This is a genomic window from Kaistella yonginensis, from assembly GCF_030409525.1.
GTDB classification, from domain to species: Bacteria; Bacteroidota; Bacteroidia; order Flavobacteriales; family Weeksellaceae; genus Kaistella; species Kaistella yonginensis.
Window position 1 is genome coordinate 152730 of the sequence record NZ_JAUFQB010000010.1, and the last position, 16381, is coordinate 169110.

General features: G+C 36.7%; 12 protein-coding genes. 2 read left to right on the top strand and 10 right to left on the bottom strand.

Features of this window, described 5'->3' with window-relative positions; translation table 11 throughout:
* Position 1: 1 nt before the first annotated feature.
* From QWY78_RS04155 to QWY78_RS04200, 10 genes are all read right to left on the bottom strand, one after another.
* Complete coding sequence (locus tag QWY78_RS04155; protein WP_290216885.1) at positions 2 to 1138, bottom strand: tetratricopeptide repeat protein; 1137 nt, start codon at positions 1136 to 1138, stop codon at positions 2 to 4.
* Positions 1135 to 2652 (bottom strand): helix-turn-helix domain-containing protein, encoded by a 1518-nt coding sequence (locus tag QWY78_RS04160; protein WP_290216887.1) that lies wholly within the window; start codon positions 2650 to 2652, stop codon positions 1135 to 1137. Before QWY78_RS04160 ends, QWY78_RS04155 begins: the two co-directional genes overlap by 4 nt.
* A gap of 78 nt (positions 2653 to 2730) precedes the next feature.
* Positions 2731 to 2877, bottom strand: a complete 147-nt coding sequence (locus QWY78_RS04165) for a hypothetical protein (RefSeq protein WP_290216889.1) — start codon at positions 2875 to 2877, stop codon at positions 2731 to 2733.
* Between the two features lie 10 nt (positions 2878 to 2887).
* Positions 2888 to 3526: a lipoprotein signal peptidase gene (locus QWY78_RS04170; protein WP_290216891.1), complete on the bottom strand. Its 639-nt coding sequence runs from the start codon at positions 3524 to 3526 to the stop codon at positions 2888 to 2890.
* On the bottom strand, positions 3526 to 3726 hold the full coding sequence (locus QWY78_RS04175; RefSeq protein WP_290216894.1) for a DUF2683 family protein: 201 nt from the start codon (positions 3724 to 3726) through the stop codon (positions 3526 to 3528). Before QWY78_RS04175 ends, QWY78_RS04170 begins: the two co-directional genes overlap by 1 nt.
* A gap of 2 nt (positions 3727 to 3728) precedes the next feature.
* Positions 3729 to 3977, bottom strand: coding sequence for a DUF6576 domain-containing protein (locus tag QWY78_RS04180; RefSeq protein WP_290216896.1), 249 nt, complete (start codon positions 3975 to 3977; stop codon positions 3729 to 3731).
* Positions 3978 to 4059: 82 nt separating this feature from the next.
* The gene (locus QWY78_RS04185; RefSeq protein WP_290216898.1) at positions 4060 to 4440 is read right to left on the bottom strand and encodes a TraR/DksA family transcriptional regulator; all 381 of its coding nucleotides are present in this window, start codon (positions 4438 to 4440) and stop codon (positions 4060 to 4062) included.
* Between the two features lie 47 nt (positions 4441 to 4487).
* Positions 4488 to 7988 (bottom strand): isoleucine--tRNA ligase, encoded by a 3501-nt coding sequence (gene ileS / locus QWY78_RS04190; protein WP_290216899.1) that lies wholly within the window; start codon positions 7986 to 7988, stop codon positions 4488 to 4490.
* 92 nt (positions 7989 to 8080) lie between these two features.
* The gene (locus QWY78_RS04195) at positions 8081 to 9532 is read right to left on the bottom strand and encodes a sensor histidine kinase (protein WP_290216901.1); all 1452 of its coding nucleotides are present in this window, start codon (positions 9530 to 9532) and stop codon (positions 8081 to 8083) included.
* A gap of 67 nt (positions 9533 to 9599) precedes the next feature.
* Positions 9600 to 10100, bottom strand: coding sequence for a DUF2062 domain-containing protein (locus QWY78_RS04200; RefSeq protein ID WP_290216903.1), 501 nt, complete (start codon positions 10098 to 10100; stop codon positions 9600 to 9602).
* 128 nt (positions 10101 to 10228) lie between these two features.
* Between QWY78_RS04200 and topA the strand changes: the two genes are divergently transcribed.
* Together topA and QWY78_RS04210 are read left to right on the top strand one after the other, a co-directional pair.
* Complete coding sequence (gene topA / locus QWY78_RS04205) at positions 10229 to 12787, top strand: type I DNA topoisomerase (protein ID WP_290216906.1); 2559 nt, start codon at positions 10229 to 10231, stop codon at positions 12785 to 12787.
* A gap of 437 nt (positions 12788 to 13224) precedes the next feature.
* Entirely contained in the window at positions 13225 to 16329 is a 3105-nt protein-coding gene (locus tag QWY78_RS04210) for a T9SS type A sorting domain-containing protein (protein WP_290216907.1), read from the top strand.
* Positions 16330 to 16381 lie beyond the last annotated feature (52 nt).

The window sequence follows — 16381 nt, forward strand, 5'->3', positions numbered from 1 at the left end:
TTTACACGATTTGTTTTGCTTTTGCCATTGTTTCTAATATTTTCTTTTGGCGCAGGTTCTTTTTCTTGAGCTTGATAATTTTCTGAAGGATAAAAAATAAGATGGCAAAAGCAAAAACCAGCGTTAACACTTCATAAAGTCTGAACTTTTTTTGAACCTTAGAATTTAGCTCTCGTTGTTCCAGTTCTTGCGTGTTCAAATATCTGTTTAAAGATTTTAATTCATTTTGTTCTAAGTTTTTCTGAATCGCTAAGTATTTTGTATTATAATGCTGAAATTTTTCAAAATTATTTATCGCCAGATTGCTGCTTGCCAAAAGCCTGTAGAGGCCTTCATTTAAAACCAAATCTCCGCTTGATTCTGCAAGTTTTTCTGCGCGATATAAGACGGTAAGGGCTTCTTTATAAAAATGATTCAGGAATAAGCTTTCACCCTGACCTTTCAACGCATAGGCTTCTAAGCTGTTTGTTTTGGAGTCTTTTGCAAAATTTTCTGCCTTTTTAAAATCGATGGCTGCCTCTTGAAATTTTAACAAATCCAGATAACAGTTTCCCATATTATAGTAGATGATGCTTAAATTAGCCAATGTTTTTGAATCTGCTTTTAACTCATGAAAATTTTGGGCAGCGAGTTTAAACTTTTTCAATTCCAAATCAGGATTTGATTGGTTCCTATAAATCATGCCGTGTACCGCACTATTAAAGGCGGAGTAGAAGACCCGGTCTTTGTCGCCAAATGGCAGTTTTTCTGTTAAAACCAAGGCCCGATCTAAACTTTCCAATGCCTTATCGTACAATTCCATTTGTTGGTATTGAACGGCTACCGAATTTAAAATTTTAATTTTAGTGGTGATTAGGGTCGTGGTGTTGATGAGATCCGTTGCTTTTAAAATATAAAATAAGGAGCTGTCATTATTTCTTTTTGCAATATACGCATTGGAAATGAGCATATAAAGATGTGCCCTTTCATCTGCTTTCTTTTCTTGTAGAAGTAGTTTTTCGACAATTTTTATGGTTTCTTCGGGCTGATCATAGATGATTTCCTTTGCCCGCTTTCGTAAAGAATCGGTAGGGTTTTGCGCGCTTACGGCTAAAGAAAACGAACAGAGCAATAAAAGAAAAATTTTAATTCTGATCATAATGCTTGATTTCTTAACGTTTGTAGGTATTCATTTGGAGACATACCCGTAACCGATTTAAAAATATTGGTGAATGCACTGTGCGAGGTAAATCCTCCGATTTCTGCAATGTAGCTGATTTTGTATTGTAGATAGCTTGAATCGGTCGATAAAAGATGCGTGATATATTTAATCCGCAACTCATTAATATACGCATTGAAGTTTTTGTCTTTGTACGTATTAATGATTTCTGAAAGATATTTGGTGTTCGTTTCCAGTTCTACGGCAAGGTTTGCCAGTGACATATTATTATCTAAATATTTTTTTGAATCCTCAAACTGGTTGAGTTTTTCAAGCAGTTCAAGTTCTTTTTCTTTTGGAATATTAAGCGGTTTTCGGCTAAAATCTTTGGTTTTTATTGGAGCAGAACTTAAGCGTAAATACGGAATCCTAAGCGATCTAAAAAACCGTATTTGTTTAAAAAGACTTTTACTGCTGTTTATTTCCCGGAATAAAAAATAGACAGAAACGGAAATAAGCAATAGCGAAACCCCAATGAGATACAGAAGTTGTGTTTTATGTTTTTGAAAAATATCTTTGTTGTTTTCAGCAGTTAATTTACTGCTAAGCTGTATAAGTTCCCGCCGTGCATCCTTTTTTTGACTTTCTAAATTTTTCGAACTTTCTTCGAATCTGCTGGTATACCACTGGTACTTTTCATTTTGATTGGCAACAAGATAACTCTTGGATAAATCCATAAAGAGACTGTTTTTCAACGGTTCATAACTTGTTCCCTCCAACGCTTTTAGTGAGCTTTCTAAACAGGTGATTGATTCCTTGTAATTTTGTTCTTCAAAAAACAAATGGCCGCGAAACTCTTGGGTTAAAGCAAATAAATAGGTTGCTCTAGGTAACGCATCCAACGAATAAAACAACTGATTGGCTTGTTTTTTCGCCTGACCAAATTGGCCATTTAGTAATAATATATTGGCGGCGATAAGTTCATTTTCTTTCAGAATAAGAGTCGCAGTAGTATTTTTATTCAGAAGATTTGAGCTTTTAGAAATGCTTTTTTTTGCGGCCTTTAAATCCTTAAGAGCGATGAAGTTCTTTGCTTGTAATTGGTAGAGTTGCGCCAGCCATAGACTATTCTGCGGGGGATTTTTTGCAGATACTGCCGTTTCAATTATTTTTGCGGTTTGCTCATAAAGATTTAAACTGTAAAATTCCCGTGCTAAAACCAATCGGATGAGAAGCTCTCGTTGAGGTTTTTGCAAGCTGGATTTTTCAAAACTAATGCGCACGGATTCCAAATAATTTCCTTTCAACAAATAGGCTTGTGCTAGAATATCTTTGATGATGAGCTGCTCCTCTTCAGTCCGGATTTCCTCTGCGGCATGGATCGCAACATCTGGATTCTCATATAACTTTGCAAAACTATTTTCTACCCGCAATCTGAAATCAGGTGGAGATTGCGCCAAAAATAAATTGGAGCCTAGCAGAAGGAATACAAATATTCGTAGAAAATGCGACATCGAACAAAATTAATCTATTTTAAGATGTTTTCTAGATTTTTTTAAGACCCAAATAATGGGCTTTTCATTTGGTTTATTTTACTGAATGTTATAGAATCTCAACAAATAATCGGATTCGTAATCTTTGGTTGGTTGAACGATTATGTAATTCGCCCAGAATGTAAATAAAATTCCCAATACGGTAAGTATCAGGAATGTTATGGGTGTTTTATTAAATAGTTTCATTTAGTCCTATTTAAAAATCCAAGCCATTTGGCAAAGCTTTTTTTCTGAAAATCAATAGTAATGCAGCGCCCACGGTAATTGCAGAATCGGCTACATTAAAAATATATTTAAAAAATTCAATATGTTTTCCGCCGATTAAAGGCCAGCTTTCTGGCACGTACCAGTCAACCAAAGGAAAATGTAACATGTCGACCACGCACCCTTTCATAAAGCTAGAATAACCCTCCCCAATAGGAACGACTTTCGAAATACCACCATATTCGATCCAGCGACTGATGCTTTCATCATAAACAGTACCACTGTCGAAGAGCATTCCGTAAAACATTCCATCGATTAAATTACCGATGGCACCGGCAAAAATCATGGCCATTGGGATGAGTAAATAATTGCTCGCACCTTCTTTCAGCCATTTGTTAAATAAATAAACCATACCGCCAATTAGAAAAACGCGCACAATTACAAGTGCATATTTTCCCAATAAACCACCGAAATGAAAGCCATAAGCCATGCCGGGATTTTCTACAAAAGTTAATTTAAAACCAGGAAATACAGGAATGCTTTCGCCTAAATTAAAATGCGTTTTGATATAAAATTTAGAAACCTGATCGATTAAGAGAATGATAAAGGTAATTAATGCTATTTTCTTCATTACAAATCGTTCTTTGGTTTATCCTTGAAATTTCTGGCAGGTTTTGCTGATTTATTTGCGGGTGATTTCGATTCGGATTTTGGAGCAGCATGATGATTTCTCGTATGAAATTTTTCATATTTTATGCCCATATCTTTCATGACACTTTTCAGTGCATTAAGTTCCATTTGATTTTTAGGATGTACAATTAGGGATTCCATTTTTATTTTATTTTTTTTGAAAGTTCGTCGAGTCGTTTTCTCTCTTCTGTTGAAAGATCTTTTAATCCGTTTTTTCCTATTTTGCTCAGGATTTTATCAATTTCATTTTCACGTTCTTTTTTTTCAGTATTAAACTGATCGTCGATCGTTACATATTTTTCTTTATTCGGCACGAATTTATGCTTCAGATCTTTTCGAAAAAAATAGATCAAGATAACCGCTACTGCCAGGATGATAAGAATAGTGTTCATGAATTAAAATGATAAATGCACAAAGTATTCTGTGTAAAATTACACAGCGCACTTTGTACATTATTCGTGGAATACGATGAATTTATCGTTGCATATTTTTGGCTTCGATGCTCAAAGTTGCATGCGGAACAGCCATCAATCTTTCCTTAGGGATTAATTTTCCGGTCACTCTACAAATTCCATAGGTTTTGTTTTGAATGCGAATCAAAGCGTTTTTTAAGTCACGTACAAATTTTTCTTGTCGACCTGCCAAAATTGCGTTTTGTTCTTTGCTTAAAGTTTCAGCGCCTTCTTCAAAGGCTTTGAAAGTCGGAGAGGTGTCATCAGTGCCATTGTTTTGGTCATTGATGAAGCTTTCTCTAATCAACATTAAATCTCTTTCCGCCTTTTCTATTTTTGCCTGAATAACTTCTTTAAATTCTTGTAAGTCGGCGTCACCGTACCTTTGTCTGTCTTCTGCCATAGCTGTATTTTTAAAAAACCAGTTCCTCACTGGCCATTATGATGTGTTTATTTTTTTTTAACTTCTACCTTAAATTGTAGATCATCAATCTCGATTTCGTCAAAATTTGAGAGTGAAATTACAATTTCTATTCTATCTGACAATACTTCTGTTGAAATATATGTCTCATTATTGATAATTTCTTTTTCAAAAGGACTATTTTCCTCTAAACGGATTGTTATTCTGTCTGTTAAGTCGAAATCTTTTTCCTTTCTTAAATTCTGCACCCGATTGATGAATTCCCGTGCGATTCCTTCTGCTTTCAGTTCATCAGTTAGGGTTAGATCTAAGGCTACGGTTAATTTTCCTTCACTGGTAACCGTCCAGCCTGGGATATCTTTGGTGAAAATTTCTACATCATCCAATGAAATTTCATAACCTTGAATTTCCATGCGTCCTTCTTTTTCTAAACTTGAAATCTGCTCCGCCGTAAAAGTCGTAATTTCTCCAGCAACTGTTTTCATGTCTTTCCCAAGTCTTGCACCCAAAGTTTTAAAGTTAGGTTTGATTTGTTTCACAATGAGGTCTGCCGCTTCATCAGCCTTGATCAGCTGTAATTCTTTTACATTAACTTCCTGTTTTATCAAGTCCGAAACCGCTAAAATCTGCGCTTCTGTTTTCTGATCCAAAACCGGGATCATTACTTTTTGCAGTGGCTGTCTTACCTTAATGTTTTCTTTCTTTCTTAGGGAAAAAACCATCGATGTAATTTGCTGTGCAAGATGCGTTTTTTCTACCAAATCCTGATCGATTAGATCTTCATTTGAACTTGGGAAATCGGTTAAGTGAACTGATTCTAAGGTGTTTTTTCCCGTTACTTTATTCAAATCCTGATAGAGCTGATCCATGAAAAATGGCGCAATTGGAGCCGCAATTTTTGAGATTGTTTCCAAACAAGTGTATAAAGTTTGGTAGGCAGAAATTTTGTCTTCAGAGTAATCTCCTTTCCAAAATCTTCGTCTACAAAGTCTTACATACCAGTTGCTTAAGTTGTCATTGACAAAATTATTAATGGCCCGCGCTACTTTTGTTGGTTCGTAATCTTGATAAAAAGCAGAAACTTCTTTTACGAGTAAATTGAGTTCAGATAAAATCCATCGGTCGATTTCTGGTCGGTTTTCTACGTTTTTTTCAGCATAGGTAAAACCATCAACATTTGCATACAATGCAAAGAAAGAATACGTATTGTACAGTGTTCCGAAGAATTTCCTGCGAACTTCATCAATTCCTTCCAAGTCAAATTTCAAATTTTCCCACGGATTTGCGTTAGAAATCATATACCAACGTGTGGCATCGGGCCCGTATTTTTCTAAGGTGGTAAATGGGTCAACGGCGTTGCCCAAGCGTTTCGACATTTTTTGGCCGTTTTTATCTAAAACCAAACCGTTGGACATTACATTTTTGTAGGCCACTGAATCAAAAACAGCCGTTGCAATGGCGTGTAAAGTATAAAACCAACCTCTTGTTTGGTCAACTCCTTCTGCGATAAAATCTGCTGGAAAGGCTTTATGAGAATCGATCATTTCCTTGTTTTCAAAAGGATAATGCAACTGTGCGTAAGGCATTGAGCCAGAATCAAACCAAACATCAATCAAATCAGTTTCGCGACTCATCGGTTTTCCAGAAGCTGAAACCAAAATTATTTCATCTACAATGTTTTTATGCAAATCGATGTTTGCATAATTTTCATTTGACATATTTCCAACTTCGAACGCTGCAAAAGGATTTTCGGTCATGAAACCAGCGTCCATTGATTTCTGCATCTCCATCATTAATTCTTCTACAGAACCGATGATGATTTCTTCTTTCAAATCTTCGGTGCGCCATATTGGTAATGGGATTCCCCAATATCTTGAACGGGAGAGATTCCAATCATTTACGTTGACCAGCCAGTTGGCAAAACGGCCTTCGCCCGTAGATTTTGGTTTCCAGTTGATGGTTTCATTTAATTCAACCAAACGGTCTTTCACCGCAGTCATTTTTACAAACCAAGAATCCAGCGGATAATATAAAACCGGCTTATCAGTTCGCCAGCAATGCGGGTAACTGTGCACGTATTTTTCTACTTTAAAGGCTTTGTTCTCTGTTTTTAAAAGAATGGCGAGTTCTACATCCCAGGATTTTTCTGGTGCAGTTCCGTCGTCGTAATATTCGTTTTTAATGTATTTGCCGCCAAATAATTCGGGGGTGTTGCCTCCTGTTAAGAAACGACCCTGCAAATCAACCAAGGGAACGAGATTATCATTTTCATCTTTAATTAATAAGGGTGGGATTCCGTTTTCTTTTCCAACACGCGCATCATCAGCCCCGAAAGTGGGTGCGATGTGTACGATTCCAGTTCCATCTTCTGTGGTTACAAAATCTCCGATAATCACACGGAAGGCTTTGTCTGCATTTTCGGCAGGTAAAAACCAGGGAACTAATTGTTCATATTCGGTTCCGGCTAAATCTGCACCTGTAAATTCTTTTAAAATTTGATAAGGAATTGTTTTGTTTTCTGAACGATAATTGCTAAAATCCTCCTCTGTTCCTTCAATATATTTTTTACCAAAATTCTTTTGTAAAAGTACCCTTGCCAAAACAATATGAATCGGCTCAAAAGTATATTGGTTAAAGGTTTTTACCAAAATATATTCAATGTCTCTTCCCACTGCCAAAGCCGTGTTAGAAGGTAAAGTCCAAGGAGTGGTCGTCCACGCTAGAAAATAAACATTCGCCTTAGGTTGCTCAGCCTCAAATTCTTCCCAATGCAAGGCGCCACCACAAGAAACTCCTGCGATTTCGGAAGTGTCAATATTTGATTCAGGATAAGCGATTGCCGATAATTTTTTCCAAGTTTCGCTCGCATTTTCAGGAGCGCGCTTCACTTTGAACTGTGCAACCACAGTCGTATCTGAAACATCGCGATAGGTTCCCGGCTGGTTTAATTCGTGAGAAGAAAGGCCGGTTCCAGCTGCGGGAGAATACGGTTGAATCGTGTAACCTTTGTACATCAGGTCTTTCTCGTAAAGTTGCTTCAAAAGCCACCAAACGGTTTCCATGTATTTGGGTTCGTACGTGATATAAGGGTCTTCTAAATCTACCCAATATCCAATTTTTTCGGTCAGGTCATTCCACACATCGGTATAGCGCATTACCGCATTGCGACAGGCTTGGTTATAATCTTCAACCGATATTGTTTTACCGATATCTTCTTTTGTAATCCCCAATTCTTTTTCTACACCGAGCTCAATCGGTAAACCATGCGTATCCCAGCCAGCTTTGCGGAAAACCTGCTTCCCGTTTTGGGTTTGGTAGCGACAGAAAATATCTTTCAACGCTCTCGCCATCACGTGGTGAATCCCAGGCATCCCGTTTGCAGAAGGAGGACCTTCATAAAATACATATTCCGGCTCGCCATCGCGCATTTCGACGGATTTTTTAAAGGTTTGGTTCTCGTCCCAAAATTGGGTAATATTCTCGGCAATGGTTGTTAAATCGAGATTTTTATATTCGGTAAACTTCTTCATTTTCAAACAGTTCAATAAGAATTATCTTCATTAATTAAGTTTGCGAATATAAGAATTTTCAGGGAATTATGAGGTATTGAATACGCTAAAGATTAGGGAATTGGAATTTCTAAAACGACCATGGTTCCACAGGGTTTATCATTTTGGTGCAAATCATGATACTTGATTTTATAGGAGTTAGTGCCGAAATAGTTTTTCAACATTCCATCAGCGATTTTTGTGCCTAGGGAATTGCTCAAACTTTTCTGCCGAACCCGATTTCGTTCTGCTTCTTTTCTGCCCACCCCATTGTCGCTAATTCGTATTTCTATATGATTGCAGTTTTGATGAATTTGTAGATTGATTTTCTTTTCGTTGACCAAAGTTACTCCATGTAAAATCGCATTTTCTATGAAAGGCTGCATCACCATTGGCGGAAGTTTTATTTGCTCAGGATTGATCTGCTCATCAATGGATATTGTGAAATCTATTTTTTTATTAAACCGTAGGTTTTCAAGATCTACATACACTTTGATTATTTGGATTTCTTCCTCTAAGGTAAAATCTTTAACGGTTGAAGAAATAAGAATTGACCGGATTATTTTTGAAAATTTAGTGAGGTAGTTTACCGCATTTTCACAATCATTTTCTCGGATGTAAAATTTAATAGAATTAAGAGCGTTAAAGATAAAATGAGGATTCATTTGGTTTTGCAAAATAGAAAGTTTCAAATCAGAAATCTCTTGTTGGTACTTTATTCGCTCATTTTCAACCAAAAGCTTGTTTTGATTTTGTAAGTTTATTTTATCTTTTAGGATTGCATTTTTCTGCATTTCTACAATTAAATTTTTATTAAAAGAAACTTTTTCCTGATAAGTAATCCTTTGTTTACGACCTAGAGCGAAGGAAAACGCTATGTTTTCTACGATAAGTCCGATGAAATAAATAAAATCGCCTGCCTTTCTACTTATATTTAGAAAAGGTGACTCTCTTACCGGTTGCTCGCCCAAAATGGAGCAGATGTATAGAAATATCCCCCCAAAAATAATATAGTATTTGAGTTTGTTTTTAACTTTTGTTAGAATGTAAAACGAGATGATGGTCTGAACAGTAATGAGATACGGAAATAGGTCGTAGAAACGATTAAAAACAATTTCGATATTCCATATTTGTAAAATTCCGAGTCCGATTGCCGCAATACTAATTAAAAAATAAATGGGTAAAACAATGATTTTATACCAGGTCTGGTTGGTTTCTTTGATGTTTAAAAATTGCGCGAAAAATAAGAAATAAATACCGTTGAAAATGATGGTAAAAAACTCCTTAGAATGGTAATTGAAATTGAAGAAATAGGACAGGTCAAATAGAAATCCACTTTCTGCTAAAGTCATATAAGCGAGAAAAGAAGTAAAAGTATAAGAACTGTATAGTAAATAAGATTGATCTCGATTTTGAAAAAAAAGAGATAAGTGATAAATCGAAAGCAATAGTAGTCCGCCCAATACCGCATATAAGATGCTTTCATAAGTGTCTCGCTCAATGATTACATTTAATATTTCGGACATTCTAATAAGTTTATCACAAAAATATGTTATTTTAAATTAGTGATTATCAATTATATTGATTTTTCTTTCAATGATCCCTAACCATCTTTTTTCTGGAAGGGCTGAATTTTTCTAGAATAAAATATGATAAAAAACCCATTAACAGAGCGCAGCTCACTGATAAAATTAAGCTCCCTATTATATATTGTGTGATATTGTTTTTGATAAAATCATAATCGAAACTTTGGTTTTCTAAATTAGAAGTATGGCCTACAAACGGAGCGCCCACAATCATCGAAAGCCATATAATCATGGGGATTAAAGGAGGAAAAGTGATTTGCGAAGTCATAAAAGTCAACACTTTATTCAATTTAAAATAAACCGATAAGGTGATGGCTAAAAAAGAGTGAAATCCCCAAAATGGAGAAAGACCAATGAACACGCCCAAGGCAATTGATTTTGCTTTGCTATGGTTGCTACCATCGGTTTCTAAAATATTTTCTTTAAAAAATCTTTTCAGCCCTTTTCGCCGAAAATAGCGGTAGAAAACTTTTTGACTCTGTAAGGTGTTTTGAATGAATTTTTTCAAAAGTAGTTTGTTATCAGAGCAAATGTAAGGGTTTTGTTCCGTTTAAATTTTATTTTAAAACCAGTCAAATGAAAGAGAAAAACGTCGTATTAAAAAAAAACTTCTACTTTTGCAAAAAAGTTTCCGGGATGTCAAAAAATTTAGTGATCGTAGAATCACCTGCAAAAGCAAAAACCATACAGAAATATTTGGGCAAAGATTTCGAAGTGAAATCGAGTTTCGGACACATTCGAGATTTGCCAAAGAAAGGAATGGGAATCGACCTGGAGACCTTCACCCCAGACTATGAGGTTTCTGCCGATAAGAAGAAACTCGTTGCCGAATTAAAAGCTGCAGTTAAAAAAGCAGATATGGTTTGGCTCGCTTCCGATGAGGATCGCGAAGGGGAAGCGATCGCTTGGCATTTGGCCCAAGAATTAAAATTGAAGGAAGAAAATACCAGAAGGATTGTCTTTCACGAGATTACCAAAAATGCCATTTTAAAAGCGATAGAAAATCCGAGAACAATAGACCAAAATTTAGTCAATGCGCAACAAGCCCGTAGAATTCTCGATAGAATTGTTGGTTTTGAAATGTCGCCAGTTCTTTGGAAAAAAGTAAAAACCGGACTATCCGCAGGACGCGTTCAATCTGTAGCCGTTCGTTTGGTCGTAGAGCGGGAACTTGAAATCAGAGGTTTTCAACCGAAATCCACGTTTAAATTAGAAGGATTATTCGTTAATAATAACAAGCAGGAAATTAGCGCAAAACTGAAGAAAGATTTTGCCAAAGAAAAAGATGCGGAGGATTTTTTAAATCAATGCCAAGCAACTGATTTCAAGGTTTTAAATGTAGAAACAAAACCAGGGACCAGAAGCGCTTCGGCTCCTTTTACAACCTCAACTTTACAACAGGAAGCCAGTAACAGATTAGGTTATGGCGTGACCGCTACCATGAGAGTTGCGCAGCGTTTATATGAAGAAGGGTTTATTACGTATATGAGAACCGATTCCGTGAATCTTTCGCAGGAAGCCATTAACGGAGCGAAAGCGCAAATTTTGTCAGAATATGGTGAGGCGTATTCAAATCCCAGAAATTATACCACCAAGTCTGCATCTGCACAGGAAGCTCACGAAGCAATTCGCCCGACTGATTTTTCAGTGAAAACAATTGGTGATGCACAATTAAATAAGTTGTATCAATTGATTTATAAAAGAACTTTAGCCTCCCAAATGGCGAACGCTAAAATTGAGAAAACGGTCATTGAAATTGGGAATACAAAACTCCCACAACATTTTGAAGCACAAGGCGAAGTGATTATTTTCGAAGGTTTTCTGAAAGCTTACGGAATTCTGAAAGCCGAAGATGATGAGGAGGATAACAACGATAAGTTGTTGCCGAAAGTTTCTCTTGGTGAAGAATTGGATTATAAAAAAATAGAAGCGACCGAGAAATTCTCAAGGCCTTCTGCAAGATATACTGAAGCCGGTTTGGTAAAAAAACTAGAGGAACTCGGCATCGGGAGACCTTCTACGTATGCGCCGACCATTCAAACGATTCAGAACAGAGAATATGTAGATAAGAAAGAAATTCTTCCGCAAGAAAGAGAAATCGTGAAAATGACTTTAGGGAAGACAGATCTAAAAAAAGAAGTTTTAACCGAAAAGTTTGGTGGTGATAAAAATAAGTTTGTCCCAACTGATATTGGTGAAGTCGTCAATGATTTCCTCACCCAGAATTTCGCCGAAGTCCTCGATTATGGCTTTACCGCAAAAGTAGAACAAGATTTTGACCATATTGCCAGTGGTGAAGAAAAATGGAAAGTGGTTTTACAAGATTTTTATAAAGATTTTCACCCGAGAATCGCCGACGTTGAAGAAAACGCAGACCGAGCCAGTGGCCAAAGAATTTTGGGCGTAGATCCTAAATCCGGAAAAAACGTGTTGACCAGAATTGGAAGATTTGGACCCATGGTTCAAATTGGTGAACAAGACGATGAGGAAAAACCCGTTTTTGCAAGTTTAATGCCGACGCAAAATATTGCGACCATTACTTTAGAAGAAGCGTTAGAATTGTTCAAAATCCCTTTTGACTTAAATGATTTTGAAGGTCAAACTGTGACCATTGGAGTGGGTAGATTTGGTCCTTATGTGAAGTGGGGCGATGCTTTCATCAGTATTCCTAAAGGGGAAGATGCCCTTTCTGTTAACCAGCAAAGAGCCGAGGAAATCATTAAAGAGAAGAAACTTGCCGATGCGCCAATAGCGACTTTCAAAGGAGAGCCGGTTACGAAAGGTACCGGTCGATTTGGCCCTTTTATTAAATATCAATCCATGTTTATTAATGTGCCTAAACGCTACGATTTCGATAACCTTAGCCAGAGCGACATCAATGAATTGATAGAGGCAAAGTTAGAAAAGGAAGCCAACCGTTACATTCAACAATGGACAGACGAAAAGATTTCCATAGAAAATGCAAGATGGGGACCGATTGTTAAAATGGGTAAAAACATTTTTAAAATTCCAAAAAATAAAAAAGAAGAAAAATTTACGGCAGAAGAATTAGCAGAAGTGTCTTTAGAAGAAGTTAAAAAATGGATTACCGCGCAAGATAAAAATGCGTTTAAAGAAAAACCTAAAAAAGCAGTAACAAAAAAACCTGCTGTGAAAAAAAACACTACTAAAAAATCAGTAGTTAAAAAGAAGTAGCGTTTTGATTTACATCTTGTTATACAAATCTCATCGATTGATCGGCGGGATTTTTTTTATGGATTTTTTGGCTCAAAACGACTTGTTTTGGGTCGTAATTTTTACGGTTTTTACCGCCTTTTTTAAGAAAATTAGGCGTTTATGCGTTAAACATATAAATTTTAAGCTATTTTTTTGTATCGTATTTAGGGGGAAGATGCACTGCTTATGACTTTATTTACAGGTTGTTACCAATTTACAAATTGGATATTTCCAAACATTCAATATTAAACACCTGTTTTTTTCTATAACATGTTGATAAGGTGTGAATTATATTTATATATTTGGTCTCACACAAAATGAAAAAAACAAACACAAAACACATTTGATTTAAAAGAAACTAAACACACAAAAGATGTTAAAAAATTTACAGTATTAATTTGTATAATTTTTTGATAATGATTAAAAATCAACTGTTAGCTTTTTGTTTTTTTGCTAATTTATTTTCCGCTCAAACTTCAAATGAAGCCAAAGCTCCCAATAGTTATATCTTCGATATTGGGCTCGCGCAAACCAACAATTATGGCGGGTTAGAAATCCCCGTTGCCAAAGCCTATAAAATGTGGGCAGAATACGAGTATCTAAAATCAGATGGTCTCCCAAATCCTATTCCAGCTGGTGTTCAAACTGCTTCTCTTTATTGGGAAGATGTACCTGGGCTTATTGATAAGGTCAGCCTTGTGCCAGGTGCTGATCCTTCTAAATCCAAAATTAAGGTAGAAATTAATAGAGGAAGAGGCAAAGGAAATGCGGTGGTCGCTTTAAAAGTTGATGAAACCATCTATTGGAGTTGGCATGTTTGGGTAACTGATAATCCCGCAGAGGGAGTATATTATCAGCAAGGTACAGAAACCGATATTGCCGGACGCCCCATCAATATTCAATACATGGACCGTAACCTTGGTGCAACTTCCAGTAGTTTTCTGGGCGATCAGTGGCAAAAATCTGGTGGCTTAATGTACGAATGGGGACGAAAGGACCCTTTTCCTCCGTTGTTGTATAAAGATGCCTATTTCTATGAAATTTCTGGCGAAGTCGGCGTGTTAAAACACAAACAAATTGATCCTGTTAATACGATTCCTGTTGAGATTAGACCCTTTAATGAAATTGAGAAAAACATTCAATATTCAGTAAAAAATCCCATTACTTATATTATCAATACAGATGTACAAGGGAATTGGTTTTCTAGCAGCAGGTATAAAATTCCGGGTGCCAGTCCCGATTATGTAGCTTGGGATTTATGGTCAGATAACGCCAAGGGTTATCATAGCAATGGCAACAGCTCCAACGCAACGCTAAAAAAAGAGAGTCGCTCCTATGAGCTAAAATCAGAACTTGATCCTTGCCCGAATGGCTGGCGAATTCCCTCTTATTACGGAAGAGAAACACAAAATAATAATTTGGCTTTTTTCGGTAAACAAGATTGGAATAACGATGATAGTAGTACAACTTTGCGACAGCTTTTTCCTCAGTCACAAAATCCGAATCTTGATGGAATTAAAGTTTATCCTGGATTAGGAATGGATTTTACTAATGTGCTAGGAGGGAGTAGAAACCTAGGGATACTTGCTATTTCTGGTGGTTATGTTTACTATCCCAACTCTTCCGCTCCGAATGCTCCAGCAGGAATTTCATTTGAGGATAATGCTGCAAATGGGGGACTGTGGAGTTCAACATTTGCTTACGATGGTGCTCGTATTTTTTCAATGATTTCGGATCCTTTTAGAACAAGTACGAATGTAGGACTTCATGCAATTTTTAACAATCAAACCAATCCGACCAAAGCAGGTAACGCAGTAAAATGTATGCGGGATCCGAACCTATTATTAATCGGTGATTTTGCAACCCAATATTTCACTTCTGAAAAAGAAAATTATACCGTAGGTCTAGAAAACCCTAATTCTTATGTCGTTGTCGATGAAACTTTGGTGAAAATACCAGTCAATAAAGCCTTTTCGGTTTATAATCAAATTCTTTCTAATCACGGCATGCTTCCTTCTGATAATTTGGTAGCAAAAGTTTTGTGGACTTCAGATCCTCAATTAATTACCTCAGTCGTACTTGAGCCTAATCTCATTGATGGTAGAAACTCCGCTATTAATGTGGTAGTTAATCCTTTGATAAAAGGAAATGCAGTGGTCTCCCTTCATGACACAGATCCAAATTCTCCTGCGCTTTGGAGCTGGCATATTTGGGCGGCAGAAAGTGACCCAACTGACAATGAAGTTACCTATGTAACAGAAAACCTTATCCCAGTTTCTTATAATTTCATCAATCCAACAGCAAGTAAATTACCTCCTCTCAAAACTACTTTTATGGATCGAAATCTTGGTGCAGTAAGCAATTCCTTGGCCTCCGGAAAAGCCAATGGTCTTCATTATCAGTGGGGTAGAAAGGATCCGCTGCCTATATTTGCAAATCCAGATACCGATGTAATATATGTTTTTTCAGATCAGCCCATCCCGGCAAATCCAACCAAATTTTTTAGTAAAAACAATTTAAACTTTACTTCAGTTGGTGCAGAAGACTATAGATTAAATTTCACTACGGATTATGCCAGTTACAGCTCTCAAAATGCAACCAACTATAAAAAATTGCAGGAAAATGTGCGCTATTCGGTAGGGAACCCCTTGTCGTTTTTGTACCATGCTGGTATAGGTACTATATACGACGGTGGTAATTCATTTTCTAACGATTTAACCAAAGTGCGAGATTGGGTTTCCAACGAGCGTGCTCAAGCTGATAACAGATGGGGACATGCAGACAAAAAATCTCCGTTTGATCCTTGTCCTGAAGGTTGGCGTGTCCCAGATGTTACATTTACCAATCTCTATGCAGGTTCAAAGGGGAGTTCTCCTTGGTACAATGGGTATCAAAATGATGCCTACGGTAAGGTTGGGATTATACAGAATCAATGGCATGATGTAGCAAATTTCTATTCTGGAACTGTTGCAGGGAATAGTGGTTGGAAATTTGAAAATCCACTCTTTCCAATCGGAAGCTTTCCAGCTGATGGTATTCGTGGCGAGCTGGGTCAGAACCAAGTCTTGTTTGAAAGATCAGGAGTGTGGACCGCATCGATGGCAGACTATGGCACAGGCTACGCCCTCGCGATGCAGTTTCAAGGAAGCAAGATGCAAACCGGTACCGCAGTTTATCCGCAGGCGGGAATGTCAGTAAGATGCGCAAAAGATGAAAATAGATTGCTGGGAACAATTATAAATGGAAATCCTGTAGTTTTAGGCTCAACCGAAACGCAAACCAATAATGACCCGAAAAATAAAGAAATCAATCTCTATCCTAATCCTTTTAAAAACCAATTCAATATCAAAAGCAAAGATGCGCAAGCGGTAGAATTGTATGATTTAAGCGGAAAATTGGTGTTAAAATCAAATATAGAAAATGGGACGGTAAATGCAGGAAACTTAACAAAGGGAGTCTATATTGTTAAAATTATCATGAAAGATCAGTCTTTTTTGACTAAAAAAGTAATCAAAGACTAGTATTTATCTGATTTAAAAACTAAAGCATCGCCAATGGGTGGTGCTTTTTTTT

Coding starts and splice junctions, on each gene's coding strand:
- QWY78_RS04170 (WP_290216891.1), bottom strand. CDS start 3,526: ATGAAGAAAATAGCATTAATTACCTTTATCATTCTCTTAATCGATCAG.
- QWY78_RS04185 (WP_290216898.1), bottom strand. CDS start 4,440: ATGGCAGAAGACAGACAAAGGTACGGTGACGCCGACTTACAAGAATTT.
- QWY78_RS04155 (WP_290216885.1), bottom strand. CDS start 1,138: ATGATCAGAATTAAAATTTTTCTTTTATTGCTCTGTTCGTTTTCTTTA.
- QWY78_RS04165 (WP_290216889.1), bottom strand. CDS start 2,877: ATGAAACTATTTAATAAAACACCCATAACATTCCTGATACTTACCGTA.
- QWY78_RS04210 (WP_290216907.1), top strand. CDS start 13,225: ATGATTAAAAATCAACTGTTAGCTTTTTGTTTTTTTGCTAATTTATTT.
- QWY78_RS04175 (WP_290216894.1), bottom strand. CDS start 3,726: ATGGAATCCCTAATTGTACATCCTAAAAATCAAATGGAACTTAATGCA.
- topA (WP_290216906.1), top strand. CDS start 10,229: ATGTCAAAAAATTTAGTGATCGTAGAATCACCTGCAAAAGCAAAAACC.
- QWY78_RS04160 (WP_290216887.1), bottom strand. CDS start 2,652: ATGTCGCATTTTCTACGAATATTTGTATTCCTTCTGCTAGGCTCCAAT.
- QWY78_RS04180 (WP_290216896.1), bottom strand. CDS start 3,977: ATGAACACTATTCTTATCATCCTGGCAGTAGCGGTTATCTTGATCTAT.
- QWY78_RS04195 (WP_290216901.1), bottom strand. CDS start 9,532: ATGTCCGAAATATTAAATGTAATCATTGAGCGAGACACTTATGAAAGC.
- ileS (WP_290216899.1), bottom strand. CDS start 7,988: ATGAAGAAGTTTACCGAATATAAAAATCTCGATTTAACAACCATTGCC.